This window comes from Bacillus sp. N3378-2at, assembly GCF_033412715.1.
Classification (GTDB): Bacteria; Bacillota; Bacilli; order Bacillales; family Bacillaceae; genus Bacillus; species Bacillus subtilis.
In genome coordinates this window covers 470,228-491,347 of sequence record NZ_CP117986.1, presented here as the reverse complement: position 1 = coordinate 491,347, position 21,120 = coordinate 470,228, and the positions used below count along the sequence as shown (strand labels likewise).

Below are 21,120 nucleotides of genomic sequence, written 5' to 3'. Positions count from 1 at the left end.
GCTCACGGTTTAATTTTACCGTAGGTTCCTCCTCCTCCGGCTTTCAATTCCAGTTTTCCGGATCTCGCTTTTACGATAAGCGCCGCGGTTTTCGGCGGGACAACGCGAGCCAAATCTTCTTCTGCAGCCTCATGAAGAACAGCCATTTCTGTTGCGAAGGCTTTTTTTAGTTTGTCCAGCGTTTTCGGGCCTACACCCGGAACAAATTGCAGCGGGATCTGATGTACATATCGCGGACGCGGGACGCGAACTTCAAGCTGATCACTCAATTCACGCAATCTTTCGCTGACTCCCTTGGTAAATCTGGCATTTCCGCAATTCGCGCACGCTGTTTCCCCGCTTACAGCAGGCTCTCCGCACGCTTCGCAAGCGGTCTGATAATATTTCCCCAATAACGGGTCCAAGCCATAATTTGCGATAATTTTCCTGTCATCTTGTCCCTTTAATGCAAGAGCAAATTCAGTAAAATCAGCTGACTGCACATATAGTTCATTATATTCTCTGCCGATTTTCCCCAACGAATGCGCATCAGAATTTGTTAAAAAAGGATACGGATTCAATTGCGATACGTGTGATGCCATGTCTGTATCACAGCTTAATCCAAGCTCCACCGCGTCTATCATAGATGGATCAAAAACCTCAGTTAAGCTTGATTTAACCCCTTTTCCATATAAGCTTTTATGCGGCGTAAAGATATGGGCGGGGATAAACAAGCCGCCCATATCCTGCACTTTTTTTTGCAGGTTTAAGCCCGTTTCATAAATCCGCTGCGAGCTTAAATGAATATTTTTCAGCCGGGCTGACAGCCAGTTTGAAAACTGTTTCATATCAGCCAACGTCGGCATAAATACGAGCACATGGATCGGTCCGCTACAAGCTTCATCATAAATCTCCAGCTCGCTCCCCAATAAAAGAGTCGTGCTGCGATAACGGATTCCTCCCCCGTCAAGCTCGCGATATTTTCCAGATGAAATGCCTTCCTCAAGCTCCAGAATGACTTCCGGAGAATGACAGTCGATAATGCCGAGGAGTTCAATTCCTTTATGTTCACTGGCTTCAACCAAAATTCTGTCCAGCGTTAATGTTTTGGCGCCTGTTATTTTGACAGCCCTTCCTGTAAAGGTCCGGCCGATATGAATGTGCAAATCCGCGTAAATCTTTTTCATTTTTGTGCTTGGAGCGCTTCTTTCAGTTGAAGATACTGAATCGCGTAGGCTGTTTTAGCATCATATACTTCACGCGATTCAACCAGCTTTAGCGCATCTTCAAGCGTCACCTCCATCACTTCAACAAACTCGTCCTCATCAAGCTCCCGTTTTTCTTCAAGCACAGAAAGCTCCTCAGCAAGAAAAACGTGAACGATCTCATCTGCAAATCCGGGTGATGTATAAAACGCAGTTATTTTTGTCAGTTTTTTTGCTGTATAACCGGTTTCCTCTTCAAGTTCCCGAAGTGCCGTATACTCCGGCTCCTCACCTTTTTCAAGCTTACCGGCCGGAATTTCAACGATCGTCCGCTCAAGCGGCTTACGGAATTGTTTGACCATGATGATTTTCCCTTCATCTGTGACGGCTAGTACCGCTACAGCTCCAGGGTGTTTCACAATTTCACGTTTACTGGCTTTGCCGTTTGGCAGCTCTACATCCTCGACATAAAGATCAATGACTTTACCCGAAAAGATCTGTTCTTTGGCAATTGTTTTTTCTTCTAATGATTTCATTTCTTCATCTCCCGTTCTGTCTCTATATGATGCCCCATACATTTTATCATACTAGAGCAAAAGGGGGCTTCTTCGTGAAAGTGCACCGCATGCCAAAAGGTGTTGTCTTAGTCGGAAAAGCATGGGAAATTCGGGCGAAGTTAAAAGAGTATGGACGCACATTTCAATATGTTAAAGATTGGATCTCAAAGCCATAAAAGTTGAAACTTTAGCTCCTTTATATTACGGTCAATACAAAGCCTAAAAAAGGAGTGTGCACATGAGAAAGCGCAAATTGGGTACATCTGATTTAGACATTAGTGAAGTCGGACTCGGCTGTATGTCTCTTGGAACTGAAAAAAACAAAGCATTGTCCATTCTGGATGAAGCGATCGAGCTCGGCATCAACTATTTGGACACAGCGGATTTGTATGACCGGGGACGCAACGAAGAAATGGTCGGTGATGCGATCCAAAACAGACGCCAGGATATTATTCTGGCAACAAAAGCGGGAAACCGTTGGGATGACGGAAGCGAGGGCTGGTATTGGGACCCTTCAAAAGCTTACATAAAAGAGGCGGTAAAAAAGAGCCTTACACGTCTGAAAACAGATTATATCGACCTTTATCAGCTTCACGGCGGCACGATAGAGGACAACATTGATGAAACGATCGAAGCGTTTGAGGAATTAAAACAAGAAGGTGTCATCCGCTACTACGGCATTTCTTCCATCCGCCCGAATGTGATTAAAGAATATGTGAAAAAATCAAACATCGTCAGCATTATGATGCAATTCAGCCTGTTTGACAGACGCCCTGAGGAATGGCTCCCGCTTTTAGAGGAACATCAAATCAGCGTAGTCGCCAGAGGTCCTGTTGCCAAAGGACTCTTAACTGAAAAACCGCTTGATCAAGCTTCAGACAGCATGAAACAAAACGGGTACTTGTCCTATTCATTCGAGGAACTGACAAATGCACGCAAGGCAATGGAGGAAGTGGCTCCCGATCTTTCCATGACAGAAAAGTCGCTGCAGTATCTGCTAGCACAGCCGGCTGTCGCTTCAGTGATTACAGGCGCCAGTAAGATTGAGCAGTTACGGGAAAATATTCAGGCAGCAAATGCACGGCGTTTAACCGAAGAGGAAATCAAAGCGCTCCAATCTCATACGAAACAAGACATTTACAAAACTCATCGCTCATAGCAGAAAAACCAGCACCTGTACAGGTGCTGGTTTATTTATATTGATGCCAATCCATTTGGCTTTCATTTAGGAGTTCTTCAAAGCTCTTATTTTTTTCGATCTCTCTTTTCTTTCTGATCTGTTCTGCTTTTTCTCTTTCCTGCCTCTTTTCATCCTCTTCCTTCAATTGGCTCTTCATCTCCATAAGCTTTGCTTTGATATCGGATTGAAGGCCGTCTTTTAGCTGGTGTTTGTCAGCGGGTTTTTGTTTTTTCATTCAGACTTCCCCCATGTTTTGTTTTGAAGACAGTTTATCACGGAGCATATACACTGAACAAGCAGACTCTCTTCTGATCACTTTCTCAGCGGAGCAGTGTTTAGGTATAATGATTTTAAACACGAATTACCTATATTTAGTTGAAAGGTGCTGTGACTTTTGAAGAAAATCCTTTTGGCCATTGGCGCTCTCGTAACAGCTGTCATCGCAATCGGAATTGTTTTTTCAAATATGATTCTATTCATCAAGAAAAAAACGGATGAAGACATTATCAAAAGAGAGACAGACAACGGACATGATGTGTTTGAATCATTTGAGCAAATGGAGAAAACCGCTTTTGTGATACCCTCCGCTTACGGGTATGACATAAAAGGATACCATGTCGCACCGCATGACACACCAAACACTATCATCATCTGCCACGGGGTGACGATGAATGTGCTGAATTCTCTTAAGTATATGCATTTATTTCTTGATCTCGGCTGGAATGTGCTCATTTATGACCACCGCCGGCATGGCCAAAGCGGCGGAAAGACGACCAGCTACGGATTTTACGAAAAGGATGATCTCAATAAGGTTGTCAGCTGGCTCAAAAACAAAACAAATCATTGCGGATTGATCGGAATTCACGGTGAGTCGATGGGAGCTGTGACCGCCCTGCTTTACGCTGGTGCACACTGCAGCGATGGCGCTGATTTTTATATTGCCGATTGTCCGTTCGCATGTTTTGATGAGCAGCTTGCCTACCGGCTGAGAGCGGATTACAGGCTCCCGTCTTGGCCCCTGCTCCCTATCGCCGACTTCTTTTTGAAGCTGAGGGGCGGCTATCGCGCACGTGAAGTATCTCCGCTTGCTGTCATTGATAAAATCGAAAAGCCGATCCTCTTTATTCACAGTAAGGATGATGACTACATTCCTGTTTCTTCAACCGAGCGGCTTTATGAAAAGAAACGCGGGCCGAAAGCGCTGTACATTGCCGAGAACGGTGAACACGCCATGTCATATACCAAAAATCGGGATACGTACCGAAAAACAGTGCAGGAGTTTTTAGACAACATGAATGATTCAACAGAATAAAAAAGCGAAAGGCCTCTTCGGCTCTTTCGCTTTTTTATGTTACAGAACGTCGGTAATGCCATCCATATTTTCTCTGATCCATTCAATCGCAAGATCTATCGTTGTAAACTCCTGCGTCTCGAAGGTCATTTCATCCTGCAATAGCCAGACATCTTTCTTGATGGACTCTGCTCCTCCGATTGACCAGTGAAGCAAGGTATAAGGATGGTTTTGATTCAGGAAGGATACCCACGTTTTATTTTGTGCTGTGTTCTTCATTGCCTTCAGCTTTTGTTCCACGTTTCGCGTCTCCTACTTTACTAATATGCTCATTCTGGGGCTGAGCATTTCAGCCGGGCTTTTCAGCGCCAATGTTTTGGCTTTTTCATTGTAATCGATCGTCATTTGATCGTCAAAAAACACTTTTTGCGACGATTGGATATACAGCGGAATGCCGTTCGTTTCCAGCTGCTCGCACTGTCCCGTTAATTCTTCTGCCAGCCAGATTGTCGGGACACCGCTTACCGCGCAGCCGCATCCTTCTGCATCGTAACGAAGCTGGGCTTTTTTTCCCGGGTTGGCGTCAAACGCCTGCTGCAGTGCCTGTTTTGCTGCATCTGTCACATGTATGTTCATAAGGTGAAACCCCCGTTTTCATCATTTTCGCTATTGTAGCATACAATACTGCCATTCGCATTGTTTCTGCCTTTTTTCCACCGCTTCGCATTTTCTTCTGCAGTCTTGATCCACTCATCTTTCCCTTGTATATACTGATTGATGCTGTCAGGGTGCTGGGCCGCCAGCTGTTTTTTGAGAACGGCGTATTCTTTCGCTATGTTTGGATGAGCTCTGAGATAATCTCTGAATAACAGATGCCTTTCAATAGCAGGGTTTCCCTGTTCGTACATATGGACATGATGAGTGCGTTTATTTCCGCCCTTTTGGAAATAACGCCTGCCCGCTATACCGTTCTCACCTTTTGGTGTATAGCCGTTGGCCTTCATTTGTTCATCAAATTGGCTCACGGCTTCAATGCTTCTGACTTCAATTAACATATCAATGATTGGCTTCGCTGCCATGTTCGGTATTGATGTGCTTCCGATGTGATGAACAGCGATAATCTCCGGCCCGAACACAAGTTTCAGCCGTTCTTTTTCTTCATCGAAACATTCTGCCCATTTTTCGTTGTAGAGAATGATCTCAACTTTTCTTTTCGGATACAAATGAAAGACCGACAGCAATAGACCCTGCGCTGCTTTGACGGTTTCTGCCTTTTGGAATCCGGCCTGTGTATAGAGTGACACAGCCGGGGTATTGTTCTCGGCTGTGACTACTTCGATTTTCTCAGCGTCTTCATTATGATCAATGACAAATTGCAGAAGCGCTCGTCCAATTCCTTTTCTGAAACCGTCAGGATGCACAACAAGCCTGCAAATGGTGAGATGATGCATGTTTTTCTCATATGAAATGACACCGATCAGCTTGCCGTTTTTCCGATATCCCGCAAACCGCTCATGGGATGCTTGAATATCCTTCACCTTCTCTTGTAAAGCGGGAATACCGTCAAAACCGATAATCTCTGTTTCCTTTATGTAGGCGGGGATCTGTACGGCTAAAATCTCACGCGCTATAGTGTCTTCCTTATGCTGGAGAAATTCAATCATTCGTGTTCTCCTGAAACAGCCGCTGTCTTTCGATTTTTGCGACGCGGACTGCATACGACTCGTACCAAACGCTTTTTCCTTTTTCTTTTGCTGCTTGATGTTCAGTGTGATGCTTCCAATGGTTAATTGCGTCCATACTGTCCCAATAGGAAACTGTGATGCCCCTTCCATCCGCTTCACGTACGCTTTCCACGCCTAAAAATCCAGGCTGATCCGCCGCAAGCGATACCATCCGCTCCGCTGTTTCTCCATATCCTGTGTCATTTTCGCTTTTGACAGAAGAAAAAATGACTGCATAGTAAGGAGGCTCAGGTGTTTTTGATAAAAAATCCATTATATTTCCCCCTCATATGTTTTTGACAAACAGTACCCTGTCTTGGCCCGGGCCATCATAGTTTGCAAACACTGAGATGCCATTTACCGTCTTGGTGCCCTTTTCAATATCAAACCCCAATTTTGTGTGATATGCGATTGATACCTTATTCGCAGGTGAAGTGACGCACTTCACCCGGGTGCAGCCTCTTTGTTTTACTGTTTCGATAAATACATCATACAATTGTTTCCCAATTTGCATTTTTCTGAAATCTGGATGCACACCGGAAAAATGAATGTACGCCGTTTCAGGATCCGATTGCGATTGAAATCCGATTAAAAATCCGGTCATGCTGTTATGTTCGGATGTAATAAAGCTTGTGTCCTGAAAATGCTCAAAAAATAGTCTCGGCAATTTTTCTTTCAGCTGTCTGCCGCCCCACCATTCATTCAGTACAGACGTTACCATTTCATAATCTGAAGACGTGATTGTTCGAATATCCATTACGATTTGATCTCCCTCCGTCTGGCAAAACGAATGTCAGCTCTTTTTCTCACAATATAAAAATTATATTTTGCCTGGCTGGAATTGTAAATGCCTTCTTTCCTTTATCATACGTTTCCAGACTGCCGAGGGAACAATGTTTGATCATTTTACGCCTATTTCTCCCCCAAGCAGGAGGAGAGACTTTACAGCACAATATCAAGCACTTGATCAAGTTTCAGCTTATAAAGATGATCCTCGTCTCCTTTTATCCATACTGCTTTTTCAAACTCTTCATACCGGCAGATCTTCCCGGTGCAGCGGACAATCTCACCGTCCTGAAAGCAGCTGACAGTGATATCCTGAGCGAACTCCATCGCGGCGCAAAGCGTTTGATTCATCTCTTCCAGCTTATCGGGGTCAAGGATCGGCTTTTGCAGCTTCTGTTTAAGGCGCTTTCTCTCCAGCAGGCTTTGCTTATGTTCCGGCAGAAACATCCTGCTCCCTTCCCACAGCAGGTTGCCCCTTTTTAAATGGTCGTTCATTTATAGTGCCCCCCTATTTTAGCCGCGCGTTCAAATGCCTGGCCTGCCGCTGTCAGTGACGCCGCCCTGATGATTGCTGTGTCGCCGAATCGATTTTTAATGCCGTCCATCACATAGCCTAGGCTCATTTTCTTTGCATAATCCTGAAATAAATTGAGCTGCCATATGTCATCAGATGAGAGCTGAGACAGATTGACACCGAGACGGCGGACAGGTTTCCCGTCCCAAAATGTAAGAAACAGCCGGCGTACAGCCTCATATACATCCTGCGTAGAATTAGTCGGCTCTGCCAGCTTCACTTGCCGGTTGAAGCCCGTCGGCCAATCAAAATCAGCACCCCGGCAGCTCACTGACACTGTCTGCCCCATGACCCCGGCGTTTCGGCTTCGCCTGCACACCTCTTCACTCAGCTCAAGCAATACGACCTTGATTTCTTTGTCAAAGTGTTCGTAGTCTCTCGGGAGAGTCATTCCATGGCCTATCGCCTTTTGCCCGTCCAGAGACGAAGTTGACACAGGGGAATAGTCGATTCCGTTTGCCGTCATCCACAGCACGTGGCCGTTAATGCCCCATTTCTTTTTTAAAAGATCGAGCGGAAAAGCCGCGAGCCCGCCGATCGTGCTGATGCCCATTCGATTTAAATGATGCTTCATGCGGCTCCCGACGCCAAACATGCTGCCCACCGGGAGCGGCCACATTTCGGTTTTCATATTTTCTTTCGTTAAGGTAAAAATACCGTTTTTATTCTTTTTGGCAAAATTGTCACACGCAATTTTGGCCAGCGCTTTGTTAGGGCCGATTCCGACCCGCGCATAAACGCCGATCTCCCGCATGATTCTGCCCTGAATGCTTTTCGCGATCTCCATCGGCGTCCCAAACAGCTTCTGGCTGCCTGTAATGTCCATGAACTGTTCATCGATGGAATAAGGCTCCACAAGGTCTGTATACTCCTCGAGAATGGCCGTAATTTGCAGTGATACATCAATATACCGCTGCATACGCGGCCGGAGCACAACAGCCTCAGGACACTTTTCCTGCGCCTCCCACAGCCGTGAAGCATTCACCACACCTTTTTGTTTCGCCAGCGGGCAGGCAGCCAATACCACTCCGCCCCTTTTTTCAGGGTCACCCGAAACAATGACGGGCCTATTTTTCAAATGTGGATTTTCCGCTTTCTCTACAGATGCATAAAACGATTGCATGTCAACGAGAAAAATCACTTTTTCTTTCATCATACACACCTCTAAAAAGAACTTATGTTCGTTTTTCATTATATGCGAAAGTATGTTCGTTTTATACTGGTAAATGATTCTTGTCTGACAGAAAATATGATCCAAGGGTTTGAGAGAAGAAAAACATTTAGTAGAATAAAAGCGAAGCATAAGGATAGGAGAGTCATGATGGAGAAATTTGTCGAAAAAATGCTGGGACAGGCATTGCGTCAATACGGCAGAAACGTTGCTATAGATCCGTTAAGCCCGTATGAAAAACAAAGCCTGAAAGCGGCTCTACAAGAGAGACGGAATGAAGAACCGGATGAGGATCTGCATGCGCATATAGAAGATATCATTTATGACTATGTCACAAACCAAGGCCTGTTCTCTTAAACGCATGACTGTCAGTTCTTTCAGCCGCTGATGCGGCTTCCCTTTGAAAACACCGCCTGAAACAAATAAACAGTCTCAAAGTCATACGACAGCGCTCCCGCAAAATGGAATAAGCTGTCCACGATTACGCGATTACCATCCTTGATTCAACCGAAGAGATGCGCTCTCTCTTCTGTCATGCGGCATGACGGTTTTCAGCGATCTCATATCCGGTTTTGCTGCCGATATGATCCGCATCCTGGCGGCTTAAACTCCTTTATTGTTTCAAACAGACACTCTCACTGACCAATCGCTTTGCTTTTCATCGGACATCCAGTCATTTTCCTTCTTTCAAGATGTAAACTCCGTCAGCCACACGCATCCTCAACGCATAGTATATTGCCATCCATACAATCAGGCATACTACATGTCAATAACGAAATATTTTGAACGATCTATTGGAGAAGGAAATTTTTTCATATATGATAGAGAAAGATCATACATACAGGAGAGAATATAATTCATGAAGAAATGGAAAGATATCCACCCGATCAGCTGGACAATTATAATCGGAACCATTTTCGGCAGAATGGCAACATCGATGAGCATTCCTTTTTTAGCGATTTATTTGACAGCCGTCCAAGGCGCATCAGCTTCCTATGCAGGGCTGGTCATTGCCGCGAGCTCATCAGTCGGCATCCTCGCAAGCTTTTACGGCGGATATATCTCAGATAAATTCGGCAGAAAAAACATGATGCTTGTATCGATTTTCGGATGGATGCTGGTATTTGCAGGCTTTGCGGCGGCATCTCATCTCTGGGTGTTTTTTGTAGTTAACGCATTAAACGGTCTTTGCAAATCACTGTTTGAGCCCGCTTCAAAGGCCTTGCTGTCTGATATGACAGAAGAAAAAACGAGACTGCTAGTTTTTAATTTACGCTATGCAGCTATTAATATCGGTGTTGTCTTCGGACCTGTGCTTGGCCTATATTTCGGCTCATCGCAATCGACTACGCCCTTTTTGGTGCCTGCAGTCATTTACGGCCTATACGGAATTGTGCTTGCCCTCCAATTTAAAAAACATCCATCCTTATCAGCACCAGCCCAGTCCCGAAATATGAGCGTGCGGGAAGCGTTTATGGTCACGCAAAAGGATTATCTTTTTACCATTGCTTTGGTCGGCATTACGCTATGCACCTTCGGCTACTCACAATTTAGTTCCACATTCCCTCAGTATATGGCGCAGAACCCCTTGATCGGCAATGGAACGAAGCTGTACGGGCTGATGCTGACATTAAACGCAATCGTAGTGTTGGCGACGCAATTTCCCATTGTCCATTTTGCAAAACGGTTTTCGCCGCTTTGTTCTCTGATGCTCGGTAATGTGATGGTTAGCATCAGCATGGCCATTTTCACCGTATCGCACGGTGTTCCATCAATTGTGATGATTGTCATCACATTTACAATCGGCGAAGTTCTTTTATTCTCTATGATGGATTTGTATGTAGACCAGATTGCAAAACCAGGATTAAAAGGCACTTATTTCGGGGCAATCGGTTTTTCACAGCTCGGAAACGTCATCGGCCCTTGGATCGGGGGGATATGTATAGACCTGTTTAGCGCTGGCCGGCCGATTTATATTTTTTCTGTCCTGAGCGGCATTACCCTGCTCGGCCTGCCATTTTTAGCGTTCGCCTATCGGCAAATGAAAATGGAGACCACAAAACACCGTTCCCGTCTGGAAAAGCCGCTTTAAATAAAAAACGGAAGAGAATGAAACTCTCCCGCAAACATGAGGTGAAGAACATGAATATAGGTGATGTGATGTTTCAGCTGTTTGTATTTATTATATTTGCCGCTGTCATCTTTGCGGCTGTTACAGGCTTCAAGTATGCGAAAAACCGAAAAGCGCAGCTGGATCGCATTGAGAAAAAGCTGAACAGCCTGTCCGAAGATCACGATTAACAGCTTGGGGCAACGAGCTCTACCTTAATCCGGTCCGGATCCTCACAATAGACTGCATAATGCCCGTCTCCTCCGGCAAAAGGATGCCTCTCTCGGTACAACACACGATAACCTTTTGCCGTCAATTTTTCAGTCATCTGATCGACTTGAAGCTTGGATTCAGCATGAAATGCGAGATGGTTCAGACCGACTCGGCATCTATGGTATTCCGGCTCTAGAAATGGCTCTTTCGCCTGCACAATCACTAGGTAAAAACGATCTTTCTTCCAGCTGATGCCTGAGCTCCATTTTTGATACTCTTTATAGCCAAGTTCTTTTAAGAACCATCCCCAAAACCGCCTAGACGCCTCCAAATCAGAGACATACAGTTCGATATGATGCACAATTTCATACCCTCCTTACCAGCACTTCCTCGACCTTATGCCCGTCTCCCTTACGCAAAATGAGATCTGACCTGAATTTAGTCGGCAAAATATTTTCATATAAATTCGGCCGGTTGACACTCTCCCAAATCGAGGCTGCCATCTCGTCAGCCTCCTGATCGGACAAGTCTTTAAATTTATGAAAATATGAATCAGGATTTTGAAAAGCAGTTTCCCGAAGCAGGCGAAAACGCTCTAAATACCAAGTGAAAATCCGGCTTTCCTCCGCATCCACATAAATCGAAAAATCAAAGAAATCGGAAACAAAAATACGCGGGTTTTCCCGGTCATCCTCCAAGGTGGGCGACTGAAGCACATTAATGCCTTCAATAATCACAATATCCGCCTGTTCTACAACCTCGAACACACCTTCCTCGCGGTCATAGGTTAGATGGGAATACACCGGGGCCTTTACGCTGTCCTTTCCTGATTTTAAGTCATTCAAAAATTCGAGCAGCGCCTTTACATCATAGCTTTCAGGAAACCCTTTTCTAGACATCATATTTTTCTTTTTCAGCTCGGCAGTAGGAAATAAAAAACCATCTGTCGTGATAAGGCTCACTTTTGGACGGTCAGGCAAACGCGAAAGCAGCTTCTGCAAGATCCGCGCCGTCGTGCTTTTTCCGACTGCGACACTGCCGGCAATGCCGATAATAAACGGAATTTTGGCTGAATGTGGGTGCTTCAAAAAAACATTGACATGCTTATTGCGTTCAGCCGCAGACTTGACATGTAAATGAAGCAAGCGAACAAGCGGAATATAGATCGTTTCCACTTCTTCAACAGATAGATAATCATTCAATCCTTCCACAGCTTTTGCCTCTTCTTCAGATACAGCAATCGACAAATGCCCCCCAAAACCAGACCAAGACGCCCGATTGTGCTGTGTATATAAAGTATGTAGGTTAAGTTCTTTATTTTTCACTGTTTACACCTGACTCTCTGTAGGTTAAAACCCTTACAAAGATTGTAACGGAAAACCTTTTCACTGTCTGCTTATTTTTCATTTCGTTTTTTTAGCAAATCAGCACCAATTCGGTTATACGCAGCCATTTCATCTTTTGGAACCATGCTTCCTCCCGTTCCCCAGACGACATGTACGGCATGTTCCATCTTATATTTCTGACCATAGCGCCTTCCCTCTTCTGTCGAAAAAAGCTGAACCGGCCCGAACATGCCGGCAAGAGCAGAGGGCTCTAAATATTTATCTTCAGATACAGCCAGCATATGAAGCAAAGTATAAAGCGTATTGTCCTCTACCGTATAACAGCCGCTCAGAAGCGGTTCAATCAGCTTGCCGACAAATCCTGACGGCCTCCCTACGGCAAGTCCGTCAGCAGCAGTCTGATTATCCAGGCCGATATCCTGGACGGAGATCTTCTCGTGAAGTCCTGAATAAAGCCCTAACAGCATACAAGGTGAATGAGTTGGTTCTGCGAAAAACACATGAACATCATCTCCGTATAGAAGCTTCAGCCCAAATGCTACACCGCCCGGTCCTCCGCCGACTCCGCACGGCAGATACACAAACAAGGGCGTCTCAAGACTTGGCTGTATATTCATACAGTCAAGCTGTGTTTTTAATCGGCTTGCGGCAACAGCATATCCTAAGAACAGCTGACGAGAATGTTCATCATCAATAAAATAACAGAATGGATCTTGTTCCGCCTGCCGTCTCCCCTCGTTCACCGCTTCGCTGTAATCTGTTTCGTACTCCATAACAGTGACTCCCTTTTGGCGGAGGAGATCCTTTTTCCACTGCTTAGCATCGGCGGACATATGCACTGTCACGCGAAAGCCGAGTGCCGCGCCGATGATGCCGATGCTTAAACCCAGATTTCCTGTCGAACCGACAGCAATCGAATAGCGGGAGAAAAACCCGGTAAACCGCTCTTCCTGTAAGATGCGGTAATCATCGGTTTCCCGAAGCATTCCTTCTTGAAGCGCGAGATTTTCAGCATGCTTTAACACTTCATAAATCCCGCCCCTCGCTTTAATCGATCCTGAAATCGGAAGCTCATGGTCGCACTTTAAAAGCCATCTTCCCGGAAATGGCTGCTGATATGCCGCTTCCAGCTTTTCCTTCATATGCTGAACCTCAAAAAGCGGAGATTCGATGATTCCTTTAGCGCCTTTCGTCTCAGGAAACACCTCGGCAATGTAAGGTGCAAACCGCCGCATTCTTTTTTCCGCTTCCGCTATCTCGGTTGCCCACTCATCTGCACGGGGTAATGGCCCCTCTTTCTTGCCTGAATTTGCCCAGAATACAGGCTCTGCATCAATCAGTTTCTGTATAAACGGATCTTTAAGCAGAGCATGAAGGACTTCTGAATGAACTGACATTCAACAATCTCTCCCTTCCACTATCAAAAACTGCCTCGTGAGAAACAAGCCACTCCACCACAGGCAGTTCCATCATTATTTTTTCATGAACGCGCGTCCTGCCAGCTTTTCTACAAGAGCTGGAAACAGCTGATACAGCTTAGTGCCGGCATTCATTAAACGCGGAAGATTGATCTCCCGCTTTTTCGTAAAAATTGCAGCTGTAATTTGAGCTGCTACGTCATCAGGATCAAGCATCCAGCGGCCGACATTTTTGGCGTAGTCCCCGCCTTTATCAGCAATGGAAAAAAAGTCCGTCTGAATCGGTCCCGGGTTGACTGTTGTCACATAAATGCCGGTTCCCGAAAGCTCCATCCGCAAAGCGTTTGAGTAACCTAACACGGCATGTTTGGTAGCGGAATACAGGCTAGACTTCGGTGTTGCGATTTTCCCCGCTTGAGAGGCGATATTGATGATATGTCCCTTTTTTTGCTCAAGCATTTGCGGAAGCACCGCTTTTGTACAGGCGATCAGGCCGAAGACATTCACATCAAACATCGCTTTCATGTCATCCAATGTAGAGTCTAAAACCGTTTCAAATATACCGAAGCCCGCATTGTTAATCAGTACATCAACCGAGCCGATCTGATCGCGGACCCGGGCAATATCCTCTAGGCGGCCGACATCCAGAGGAAAAATCTCACACTGTCCGCTCCATTCCTCGGTTATTTTCCTTTTGATTTCTATCAAACGATCCTCGCGTCTAGCCGACAGCAGGACATGGGCTCCTTCAGCCGCGCATAAGTATGCGATTCTTTCACCAAGCCCTCCTGAAGCGCCGGTTATCCAAATCCTTTTTCCCGCTATATGTTTCACCCATTTCACCTCTTCATTGTTTTAAAGTATGCGGTATTTCCTTCCCAATATGACGTGATGGCTTCTTCAGCCTCCAACACATCAAGGTGACCTGCCGTTTCTGACATCGTTAAAAACAATTCCTTTTCATATACAGCAGGAAAAAGCTGCTGACAGACCTGAAAAGCGGTCATCGGCTTTTCATCCAGCATGCGACGCACATCCTCCGTCCTGTTCCTCTGCTTGTCAAAACGCTTCTCAATCAGCGCTTGTACACTGGTGATAGGCTCGCCGTGACCAGGAAATACGATTGTTGGATCAAGTTGAGACAGCCTTCGCAATGACCGCTGATAATCCACTAAAGGCTTTGACCTGACGTCTCCCGCTTTCGGCGCTTCCAAAATCGGATTAGACGAGCTGTTGGCCAGCAGTAGATCGCCGCCAAGCATCCTTCCGCTTTTTTCATGGAACAGAACGATATGCGATTCAGCATGTCCAGGCATCTCCAACACAGACCAGCCCTCAAGCCCATCTATGCCCATACCTTCTCTGATTGATTTTGTCAGAGATCTCGTACAGGAAAATGCGTACGCTGATCGCATCAGCTTTTCCGCCTTCCCCGTATCAAATGGAACGCCTAATTCAGGCAGCAGCTTTTGAAAAAAACGTTTTTGCCAATCCATAAAGGCTTGATTTCGGCTGATATAAGGTTCGTTGAATGCATGCCCAATCACTTCGATTTCATCTGAAAAGACATCAAGCAAGCCTGCATGATCAGCATGATGGTGAGTCAGTACAACCTGCTCGATATCTGACAATTTCACATTTACAGCGGCAAGCTGCTCTTGTAAGGCTCTGGCAGCCTCTTTTGTATTCGGCCCTGCATCAATAAGTGTCAGTGCATCACCTTTTACGAGGTAAACGATAACATCACCGACAGCAAACGGCGTCGGGACGCGGATCGCAATTACATCTTCAGTTGTCATCCATTCGCTCCTTGTCTTCATTCATTATTCATATTTTAGCTTTTTCTCGGTCTTGTGTCATTATTGCTGAATGAGAACAAACCTTTTTGAAAAAGCTATTGACATCAGCTTGTCCGCCATTGCATAATGAACAACAAACTAAAACGAGAACCATTAGAACGCTATGACGAGGAATAGTATACAAGGCAATGGCCTAAGAGAGCGATACCCCCGGCTGAAAGGTGTTGCGGCCCGCTTGTTTGTAGAACCTGCCCTCAAGTCGCGGTTAGGAAAACCTAAACGTTTCCCGCGTTACGGGATTTGAGCTGAGCACAATTTGTGCTAATGAGGGTGGTACCGCGAACCTTTTCGTCCTTTACGTGATGAAAAGGTTTTTTGTTGTTCTGATAGAAGGAGGATATCAATGAAAAAGATAGGATTTGTCGGCGCCGGGTCAATGGCAGAAGCAATGATCAACGGCATTTTGCAAAGCGGCATCACAAAACCAGAACACATCTATATTACAAATCGCTCAAATGACGAGCGTCTGATTGAATTAAAGGAAACGTACGGCGTGCGTCCATGCAGAGATAAAAATGAGTTTTTCACTCACACCGATATCATTATCCTCGCTTTCAAACCGAAAGACGCGGCGGAAAGCATCGACAGCATCCGGCCGTATATCAAGGATCAGCTTGTAATTTCAGTACTTGCAGGCCTTACCATCGAAACCATTCAGCATTATTTTGGCAGAAAGCTCGCGGTCATTCGCGTCATGCCTAATACATCAGCGGCAATCAGAAAATCAGCAACCGGATTTTCCGTAAGCACGGAAGCAAGCAAGAATGATATTATTGCCGCAAAAGCTCTATTGGAAACAATCGGTGATGCAACACTGGTTGAGGAGCGGCATCTTGACGCTGTCACTGCAATCGCAGGCAGCGGCCCGGCCTATGTGTATCGTTATATTGAGGCGATGGAAAAAGCAGCACAAAAAGTAGGATTAGATAAAGAAACGGCAAAAGCACTCATTTTGCAGACAATGGCAGGGGCAACAGATATGCTCCTCCAAAGCGGCAAACAGCCGGAAAAGCTGCGTAAAGAAATCACCAGTCCTGGGGGCACTACAGAGGCAGGTCTTCGCGCTTTACAGGACTCCCGCTTTGAAGAAGCAATTATTCACTGTATTGAAGAAACAGCTAAACGGAGCGCAGAAATCAAAGAACAGTTTGCCGGTGCCGCCTTAGAGAGACATTCTTAGATGTAAGGACAAAAACAGAAGGTACAGTGCCTTCTGTTTTTTATTTTTCCCGCAGCAGCTGGCCGGCAGATTCTGATTGCTTTAATAGCGCGGAGATCGTAAATGAAAGCAAATCGGGAAGCACTTCAAAGGAATAAGGCATATACAATCTTTCCGTCCATTTATGCGGGTCTTTACCAGCCGGACCGACATTTAAAACCGGGACATATAAAGCCTGATTTTTACCGCTTGGCAATGAATATCCTCTGTTAAAGAGCGGCATATTGCTTGTGTATGCATCAACCTCCTGCTTTTCCAGCTGAAGATAACTCAAGTCCGAAAGTCCAGGGAAGTACTGAACTTCCCGTAATGCAATGCCGTATCGCTCAGCCGCATAATGCTTTAACTGATCTGCTGTATTTCTGATCAATTGATCATCCTTTGAAGAAACAGCTGGATAAAGCGGCGGACTATAAAACAGAACGATGAGCGGCGCATCCTCCTTACAAAGCGAAGCAAGCTCAGAAACAATTTTCGTCGAAAAATCCCTGTCTCCAAGCTCCCCCCTGTTAGCAAAGGCATAATTTAGAGCCCGCTCTGTTTCCGAGATCCCCGCACGCTTTTTTGCACGCGAGACCAGCTCATCAAATGTCAAAACAGTGACGTCCCGCTCAATCGGCTGAAATGGCTCAAATTGTTGAAAATCCTGTGTTTTCTTCCGAACGTTCGACATGATTTCCTCCGCCGCCTGTTCTGCTGTTTTAAGCAGCATCTGATGCAGCTCACTAGCTGAGCGTTTCATTGACAGCACATTAAATAATGTGACAGCTGTATGCGGTGTCTGGACTGAATATGCCTCTTTCAAGTCCTTTTGCATTAAGTTTACCGGCGGCGGAGTGACCTCGCCATCAACCTTTTCGCAATAATCAGCATTCAGTTCAAGCAAACGGTTAATCTCAGATACCATTAAATTTGCGTTTAGGCCTGAAAACGGCTCTCCAACATGTGTCTCAATCCCCTTGCAGAAAAAACCCGCAAGCACCTTGCCAATGCTTCCAGTATAAAAATATTGCTGCTGATCGCCGGGAAATTTTTCAAACATCGGTTCGGCATTCAGGCAAGCAGTTAATGTGATATCATGCTTTTTCTCCATTTCCTTCAATGCAGGAACCGCTTCAATCATGCCTCTTGAATTCACTTCCTCGTCCGGAACCGTTATCAACAGCAGATTGCCCTCAAAATGTCCGTTCATTGCCCTCTCCAGCATCGACAGTTGAACACAAAGCCCCGCTTTCATATCCATCGTCCCTCTTCCGAACAGCCAGTCTCCGCTTTCGGCATCTCTTCTCACCCGTTCCGGGAGCAGCTCTTTTTTCTCTAAAAAGGAGCTCAAAAGCTCAGCAGGCTTGCAAGCCATATGTTTAAATTCGCCGTAATCTTCTATGTCAACGACATCAAAATGACTCAGCAGAAGCACTGTCTTTTTGACATTCTTCTTTTTGACTAGAGCCGTAAGAAAAGATCTGCCATCGTCCATCGGATGAAGTGTTACATCATCAGGGTGATTTTGAAAATAGGGCTTGTCCTTCAAAATAAAATAAAGATACTCTGCAAGTGCTGCCTCGCCCTTTGAACCGGTGATGCTTTCGTATTGCACAAGAGAAGTTAAAAGTGCCAGCAATTCGTCCTTCGTCTGCCAATTCATTGATTCCGCCCCTCCTATGAATAAAAATGCTTCTATACTGAAAAATAAACTGATTTCTCGTCTATTATACAGAAATGTTTGACAAAAGCGGTTCTTTTGAGCAGTTTATATGACGGGAAAGAAATGACTTGATATAATCAATCTCTAAAAACCTTACGGGAGGCGAAAGAAATGGCCAGAAAATTATTTACACCTATTACAATTAAAGATATGACGTTAAAAAACCGCATTGTCATGTCGCCAATGTGCATGTATTCTTCTCATGAAAAGGACGGAAAATTAACACCGTTCCACATGGCACATTACATATCGCGCGCAATCGGCCAGGTCGGACTGATTATTGTAGAGGCGTCAGCGGTTAACCCTCAAGGACGAATCACTGACCAAGACTTAGGCATTTGGAGCGACGAGCATATTGAAGGCTTTGCAAAACTGACTGAGCAGGTCAAAGAACAAGGTTCAAAAATCGGCATTCAGCTTGCCCATGCCGGACGTAAAGCTGAGCTTGAAGGAGATATCTTCGCTCCATCGGCGATTGCGTTTGACGAACAATCAGCAACACCTGTAGAAATGTCAGCAGAAAAAGTAAAAGAAACAGTTCAGGAGTTCAAGCAAGCGGCTGCCCGCGCAAAAGAAGCCGGCTTTGATGTGATTGAAATTCATGCGGCGCACGGATATTTAATTCATGAATTTTTGTCTCCGCTTTCCAACCATCGCACAGATGAATACGGCGGCTCACCTGAAAACCGCTATCGTTTCTTGAGAGAGATCATTGATGAAGTCAAACAAGTATGGGACGGTCCTTTATTTGTCCGTGTATCTGCTTCTGACTACACTGACAAAGGCTTAGACATTGCCGATCACATCGGTTTTGCAAAATGGATGAAGGAGCAGGGAGTTGACTTAATTGACTGCAGCTCAGGCGCCCTTGTTCACGCAGACATTAACGTATTCCCTGGCTATCAGGTCAGCTTCGCTGAGAAAATCCGTGAACAGGCGGACATGGCTACTGGTGCCGTCGGCATGATTACAGACGGTTCAATGGCTGAAGAAATTCTGCAAAACGGACGTGCCGACCTCATCTTTATCGGCAGAGAGCTTTTGCGGGATCCATTCTTTGCAAGAACTGCTGCGAAACAGCTCAATACAGAGATTCCGGCCCCTGTTCAATACGAAAGAGGCTGGTAATGCCATAAGAGATATCCTGTAGAGGATATCTCTCAGCTTGTAGAGAAAACGACGTTTTTTCTACAAGCTTTTTTGTTTTATACAGTTTCTTTAGATATTCATCAGGTTTCAGATGCAGAAAAAGCGCTCCCACATGCCTAGCCCTGCTTGGCTAGGTATGTGGCAATCTTCTTCATGTTCTGGCATGCGGCTGTGAGGAGAACTTGTTCACTCACATTTCGTTTTCCCCTCAACCTGCAATAGCGAAGCCCATGCAGCTGTTTTGAATCTGCAAAGCTTCGCTCTATTTTTTCTTTTCTTTTTTTGTAGAGGTTTTTTCCTGAAACAGACAAGCGATTTTGTCTGACCTTTTCTTTATGATCTTCCCATACATGTCGAGTAATCACTTTCTGCCGATTCTTTGATTTTGTACAGTTTTCAAGCAGTGGGCATGAGGAACATATTTCAGGATTTGATTTATATGACCGGTAGCCTTTTCGGTCAGTTGTTGAGTATGTAAGTGTTTGGTGATTTGGACAAATGTATCTGTCTTGTTCACTGTCATAATGAAATTTCCATTTTGGAAACAAGCCTCGGATAGGGTGATAACGTCTATGTGCGATGACACCAAAGATTTGGCGGTCAGATAATCCTTTACAGATCGGAGTCGTTAAATATCCGGAATCAAGGGCGACGGCTTCTACTTGAAAACCAAATCGTGCGATTTGGTGGTCTAATCGGTCAAGATAAGGCACAGAATCATGGACATTTCCAGGTGTGACGTAGGCATCGGTGATAATGTTGTATTTCATATCTGTTGTGCGGTGATCTAAATAGAAAAAACCTTCTGGTTTGTTTTCACGATACAGATAGCCACTTTCCGGATCGGTTGTACTGTGGCGGATCTCTTTTTCAGCTTTCACCTCCTCTTTGGCTGTTAATGGTTTTTTTCCGTGTTCCTCCCGATCCTCTTGAATGGCTTCATTTAAATCCTTGATATAGTTTTGGGTATCCTGCGCAATTGTTTTTCTTGTGTATTTATGCTTGTTGGCATTGGCTTTAAGGTGTGTGGAGTCGGTGAATAGGACTCGTCCGCCCACCATGTCATGATTGATGGCCTGAAGAACGATCTCATCAAAAATGTCTTGGAAGATGGTTGTATCTTTAAAGCGTGTGCGTCTGTTCCAGCTGATGGTGGAGTGGTGTGGAACCGGGTCGTTTATGTTCAATCCGAGAAACCATCTGTACGCCATATTGTAGTAAATTTCTTTTTCAAGCTGTCTTTCTGAACGGATACCATAGAGGTATCCGATAAACATCATTTTAAATAAAATAAGCGGATCAAGTGAGGGGCGGCCTTTGTTTTCACTGTAGTAAGGTTTCACCTTTTCAATGATGAAAGAGAAGTCTATGTGTTTATCAATTTTCCGAAGCAGGTGATCCTCTTCAACGAGTTGGTCAAGCAGAACAAATTCGGCTGTGTTTTGAGAAGAGTTTCTTGTGTGGAACATGAGAAAGACACCGTCCTTTTAAGTCTTTCTTTTATTTTATTACAGAAGAATGGATATTTTAAAGAAAAATAAAGGCTGTCGAGATTTTCTCGACAGCCTGAGAGATATCCTGTAGAGGATATCTCTTTTTTTATTTTTAGAGAAACGATCGGCTAAGGTTCTCCG

The 21,120-nt window shown here is 45.1% G+C and carries 26 protein-coding genes; 8 read left to right on the top strand and 18 right to left on the bottom strand.

Translation table 11 applies throughout. The features are described 5' to 3' along the window. Positions 1-2: 2 nt before the first annotated feature. Positions 3-1,166 (bottom strand): TIGR00375 family protein, encoded by a 1,164-nt coding sequence (locus tag PUN35_RS02675; protein ID WP_014480180.1) that lies wholly within the window; start codon positions 1,164-1,166, stop codon positions 3-5. Next, positions 1,163-1,720 carry an ADP-ribose pyrophosphatase gene (gene nudF / locus PUN35_RS02670; protein WP_004398600.1) on the bottom strand — a complete coding sequence of 186 codons (558 nt, stop codon included), beginning with the start codon at positions 1,718-1,720 and terminating at the stop codon, positions 1,163-1,165. Before nudF ends, PUN35_RS02675 begins: the two co-directional genes overlap by 4 nt. 74 nt (positions 1,721-1,794) lie before the next feature. Between nudF and mciZ the strand changes: the two genes are divergently transcribed. Then, entirely contained in the window at positions 1,795-1,917 is a 123-nt protein-coding gene (gene mciZ, locus PUN35_RS02665) for a Z-ring formation inhibitor MciZ (protein ID WP_003230420.1), read from the top strand. A gap of 62 nt (positions 1,918-1,979) precedes the next feature. Continuing rightward, complete coding sequence (locus PUN35_RS02660) at positions 1,980-2,900, top strand: aldo/keto reductase (protein ID WP_014480181.1); 921 nt, start codon at positions 1,980-1,982, stop codon at positions 2,898-2,900. A 31-nt stretch (positions 2,901-2,931) separates the two neighbouring features. Here the strand turns inward: PUN35_RS02660 and PUN35_RS02655 are convergent, their stop codons facing one another. Then, entirely contained in the window at positions 2,932-3,156 is a 225-nt protein-coding gene (locus tag PUN35_RS02655) for a YqkE family protein (RefSeq protein ID WP_014480182.1), read from the bottom strand. 159 nt (positions 3,157-3,315) lie between these two features. On the opposite strand from PUN35_RS02655, the gene PUN35_RS02650 reads away from it, so the two are divergent. After that, on the top strand, positions 3,316-4,233 hold the full coding sequence (locus PUN35_RS02650; protein ID WP_014480183.1) for an alpha/beta hydrolase: 918 nt from the start codon (positions 3,316-3,318) through the stop codon (positions 4,231-4,233). 39 nt (positions 4,234-4,272) lie between these two features. Here the strand turns inward: PUN35_RS02650 and PUN35_RS02645 are convergent, their stop codons facing one another. The 7 genes from PUN35_RS02645 to PUN35_RS02615 form a co-directional block, all read right to left on the bottom strand. Next, positions 4,273-4,512, bottom strand: coding sequence for a YqkC family protein (locus PUN35_RS02645; protein ID WP_003230411.1), 240 nt, complete (start codon positions 4,510-4,512; stop codon positions 4,273-4,275). 12 nt (positions 4,513-4,524) lie between these two features. After that, positions 4,525-4,848, bottom strand: a complete 324-nt coding sequence (locus PUN35_RS02640; protein ID WP_003226552.1) for an iron-sulfur cluster biosynthesis family protein — start codon at positions 4,846-4,848, stop codon at positions 4,525-4,527. Then, the gene (locus PUN35_RS02635) at positions 4,845-5,876 is read right to left on the bottom strand and encodes a bifunctional GNAT family N-acetyltransferase/GrpB family protein (RefSeq protein WP_014480184.1); all 1,032 of its coding nucleotides are present in this window, start codon (positions 5,874-5,876) and stop codon (positions 4,845-4,847) included. The genes PUN35_RS02640 and PUN35_RS02635 overlap by 4 nt, the downstream gene beginning before the upstream one ends. Continuing rightward, positions 5,869-6,213: an antibiotic biosynthesis monooxygenase family protein gene (locus PUN35_RS02630; RefSeq protein ID WP_072557091.1), complete on the bottom strand. Its 345-nt coding sequence runs from the start codon at positions 6,211-6,213 to the stop codon at positions 5,869-5,871. Before PUN35_RS02630 ends, PUN35_RS02635 begins: the two co-directional genes overlap by 8 nt. Positions 6,214-6,222: 9 nt before the next feature. Further along, positions 6,223-6,693, bottom strand: coding sequence for a GNAT family N-acetyltransferase (locus PUN35_RS02625; RefSeq protein ID WP_014477254.1), 471 nt, complete (start codon positions 6,691-6,693; stop codon positions 6,223-6,225). 185 nt (positions 6,694-6,878) lie between these two features. Next, entirely contained in the window at positions 6,879-7,217 is a 339-nt protein-coding gene (locus PUN35_RS02620; protein WP_014480186.1) for a YolD-like family protein, read from the bottom strand. Beyond that, positions 7,214-8,452, bottom strand: coding sequence for a DNA polymerase IV (locus PUN35_RS02615; protein WP_010886562.1), 1,239 nt, complete (start codon positions 8,450-8,452; stop codon positions 7,214-7,216). The genes PUN35_RS02620 and PUN35_RS02615 overlap by 4 nt, the downstream gene beginning before the upstream one ends. 165 nt (positions 8,453-8,617) lie before the next feature. Between PUN35_RS02615 and PUN35_RS02610 the strand changes: the two genes are divergently transcribed. From PUN35_RS02610 to PUN35_RS02600, 3 genes are all read left to right on the top strand, one after another. Then, entirely contained in the window at positions 8,618-8,824 is a 207-nt protein-coding gene (locus PUN35_RS02610; RefSeq protein WP_004398642.1) for a YqzH family protein, read from the top strand. A 502-nt stretch (positions 8,825-9,326) separates the two neighbouring features. Further along, the gene (locus PUN35_RS02605) at positions 9,327-10,559 is read left to right on the top strand and encodes an MDR family MFS transporter (RefSeq protein ID WP_014480187.1); all 1,233 of its coding nucleotides are present in this window, start codon (positions 9,327-9,329) and stop codon (positions 10,557-10,559) included. Between the two features lie 50 nt (positions 10,560-10,609). Further along, positions 10,610-10,768, top strand: a complete 159-nt coding sequence (locus PUN35_RS02600; RefSeq protein WP_014477259.1) for a hypothetical protein — start codon at positions 10,610-10,612, stop codon at positions 10,766-10,768. Here PUN35_RS02600 and PUN35_RS02595 read toward each other — a convergent pair. From PUN35_RS02595 to PUN35_RS02575, 5 genes are all read right to left on the bottom strand, one after another. Then, complete coding sequence (locus PUN35_RS02595; protein ID WP_014480188.1) at positions 10,765-11,151, bottom strand: VOC family protein; 387 nt, start codon at positions 11,149-11,151, stop codon at positions 10,765-10,767. The genes PUN35_RS02600 and PUN35_RS02595 overlap by 4 nt on opposite strands. Positions 11,152-11,155: 4 nt before the next feature. Next, on the bottom strand, positions 11,156-12,115 hold the full coding sequence (coaA, locus tag PUN35_RS02590; RefSeq protein ID WP_014480189.1) for a type I pantothenate kinase: 960 nt from the start codon (positions 12,113-12,115) through the stop codon (positions 11,156-11,158). 71 nt (positions 12,116-12,186) lie between these two features. After that, a complete protein-coding gene (dsdA, locus tag PUN35_RS02585) occupies positions 12,187-13,533 on the bottom strand; it encodes a D-serine ammonia-lyase (RefSeq protein ID WP_014480190.1) in 1,347 nt (448 codons plus the stop codon). Positions 13,534-13,608: 75 nt separating this feature from the next. Beyond that, the gene (locus PUN35_RS02580; protein ID WP_014480191.1) at positions 13,609-14,388 is read right to left on the bottom strand and encodes an SDR family oxidoreductase; all 780 of its coding nucleotides are present in this window, start codon (positions 14,386-14,388) and stop codon (positions 13,609-13,611) included. 5 nt (positions 14,389-14,393) lie between these two features. After that, positions 14,394-15,353 (bottom strand): MBL fold metallo-hydrolase, encoded by a 960-nt coding sequence (locus PUN35_RS02575; protein WP_014480192.1) that lies wholly within the window; start codon positions 15,351-15,353, stop codon positions 14,394-14,396. Between the two features lie 403 nt (positions 15,354-15,756). Here PUN35_RS02575 and proC point away from each other — a divergent pair, with 403 nt between their 5' ends. Beyond that, complete coding sequence (proC, locus tag PUN35_RS02570) at positions 15,757-16,593, top strand: pyrroline-5-carboxylate reductase (protein WP_014477264.1); 837 nt, start codon at positions 15,757-15,759, stop codon at positions 16,591-16,593. Between the two features lie 40 nt (positions 16,594-16,633). Here the strand turns inward: proC and PUN35_RS02565 are convergent, their stop codons facing one another. Continuing rightward, entirely contained in the window at positions 16,634-18,277 is a 1,644-nt protein-coding gene (locus PUN35_RS02565; protein ID WP_014480193.1) for a M20/M25/M40 family metallo-hydrolase, read from the bottom strand. 171 nt (positions 18,278-18,448) lie between these two features. Here PUN35_RS02565 and namA point away from each other — a divergent pair, with 171 nt between their 5' ends. Further along, positions 18,449-19,465: an NADPH dehydrogenase NamA gene (gene namA / locus PUN35_RS02560; RefSeq protein WP_003230377.1), complete on the top strand. Its 1,017-nt coding sequence runs from the start codon at positions 18,449-18,451 to the stop codon at positions 19,463-19,465. Here the strand turns inward: namA and PUN35_RS02555 are convergent. Next, on the bottom strand, positions 19,419-19,598 hold the full coding sequence (locus PUN35_RS02555; RefSeq protein ID WP_014480194.1) for a hypothetical protein: 180 nt from the start codon (positions 19,596-19,598) through the stop codon (positions 19,419-19,421). The genes namA and PUN35_RS02555 overlap by 47 nt on opposite strands. A 4-nt stretch (positions 19,599-19,602) precedes the next feature. Beyond that, the gene (locus PUN35_RS02550) at positions 19,603-20,955 is read right to left on the bottom strand and encodes an IS1182 family transposase (RefSeq protein WP_014478984.1); all 1,353 of its coding nucleotides are present in this window, start codon (positions 20,953-20,955) and stop codon (positions 19,603-19,605) included. Positions 20,956-21,120 lie beyond the last annotated feature (165 nt).

Excerpts from the sequence above, each read along its gene's own strand:
- PUN35_RS02675 (WP_014480180.1), bottom strand. The coding sequence starts at position 1,166 with ATGAAAAAGATTTACGCGGATTTGCACATTCATATCGGCCGGACCTTT.
- nudF (WP_004398600.1), bottom strand. The coding sequence starts at position 1,720 with ATGAAATCATTAGAAGAAAAAACAATTGCCAAAGAACAGATCTTTTCG.
- PUN35_RS02660 (WP_014480181.1), top strand. The coding sequence starts at position 1,980 with ATGAGAAAGCGCAAATTGGGTACATCTGATTTAGACATTAGTGAAGTC.
- PUN35_RS02655 (WP_014480182.1), bottom strand. The coding sequence starts at position 3,156 with ATGAAAAAACAAAAACCCGCTGACAAACACCAGCTAAAAGACGGCCTT.
- PUN35_RS02640 (WP_003226552.1), bottom strand. The coding sequence starts at position 4,848 with ATGAACATACATGTGACAGATGCAGCAAAACAGGCACTGCAGCAGGCG.
- PUN35_RS02635 (WP_014480184.1), bottom strand. The coding sequence starts at position 5,876 with ATGATTGAATTTCTCCAGCATAAGGAAGACACTATAGCGCGTGAGATT.
- PUN35_RS02625 (WP_014477254.1), bottom strand. The coding sequence starts at position 6,693 with ATGGATATTCGAACAATCACGTCTTCAGATTATGAAATGGTAACGTCT.
- PUN35_RS02620 (WP_014480186.1), bottom strand. The coding sequence starts at position 7,217 with ATGAACGACCATTTAAAAAGGGGCAACCTGCTGTGGGAAGGGAGCAGG.
- PUN35_RS02615 (WP_010886562.1), bottom strand. The coding sequence starts at position 8,452 with ATGATGAAAGAAAAAGTGATTTTTCTCGTTGACATGCAATCGTTTTAT.
- PUN35_RS02610 (WP_004398642.1), top strand. The coding sequence starts at position 8,618 with ATGGAGAAATTTGTCGAAAAAATGCTGGGACAGGCATTGCGTCAATAC.
- PUN35_RS02605 (WP_014480187.1), top strand. The coding sequence starts at position 9,327 with ATGAAGAAATGGAAAGATATCCACCCGATCAGCTGGACAATTATAATC.
- PUN35_RS02600 (WP_014477259.1), top strand. The coding sequence starts at position 10,610 with ATGAATATAGGTGATGTGATGTTTCAGCTGTTTGTATTTATTATATTT.
- dsdA (WP_014480190.1), bottom strand. The coding sequence starts at position 13,533 with ATGTCAGTTCATTCAGAAGTCCTTCATGCTCTGCTTAAAGATCCGTTT.
- PUN35_RS02575 (WP_014480192.1), bottom strand. The coding sequence starts at position 15,353 with ATGACAACTGAAGATGTAATTGCGATCCGCGTCCCGACGCCGTTTGCT.
- proC (WP_014477264.1), top strand. The coding sequence starts at position 15,757 with ATGAAAAAGATAGGATTTGTCGGCGCCGGGTCAATGGCAGAAGCAATG.
- PUN35_RS02565 (WP_014480193.1), bottom strand. The coding sequence starts at position 18,277 with ATGAATTGGCAGACGAAGGACGAATTGCTGGCACTTTTAACTTCTCTT.
- namA (WP_003230377.1), top strand. The coding sequence starts at position 18,449 with ATGGCCAGAAAATTATTTACACCTATTACAATTAAAGATATGACGTTA.
- PUN35_RS02550 (WP_014478984.1), bottom strand. The coding sequence starts at position 20,955 with ATGTTCCACACAAGAAACTCTTCTCAAAACACAGCCGAATTTGTTCTG.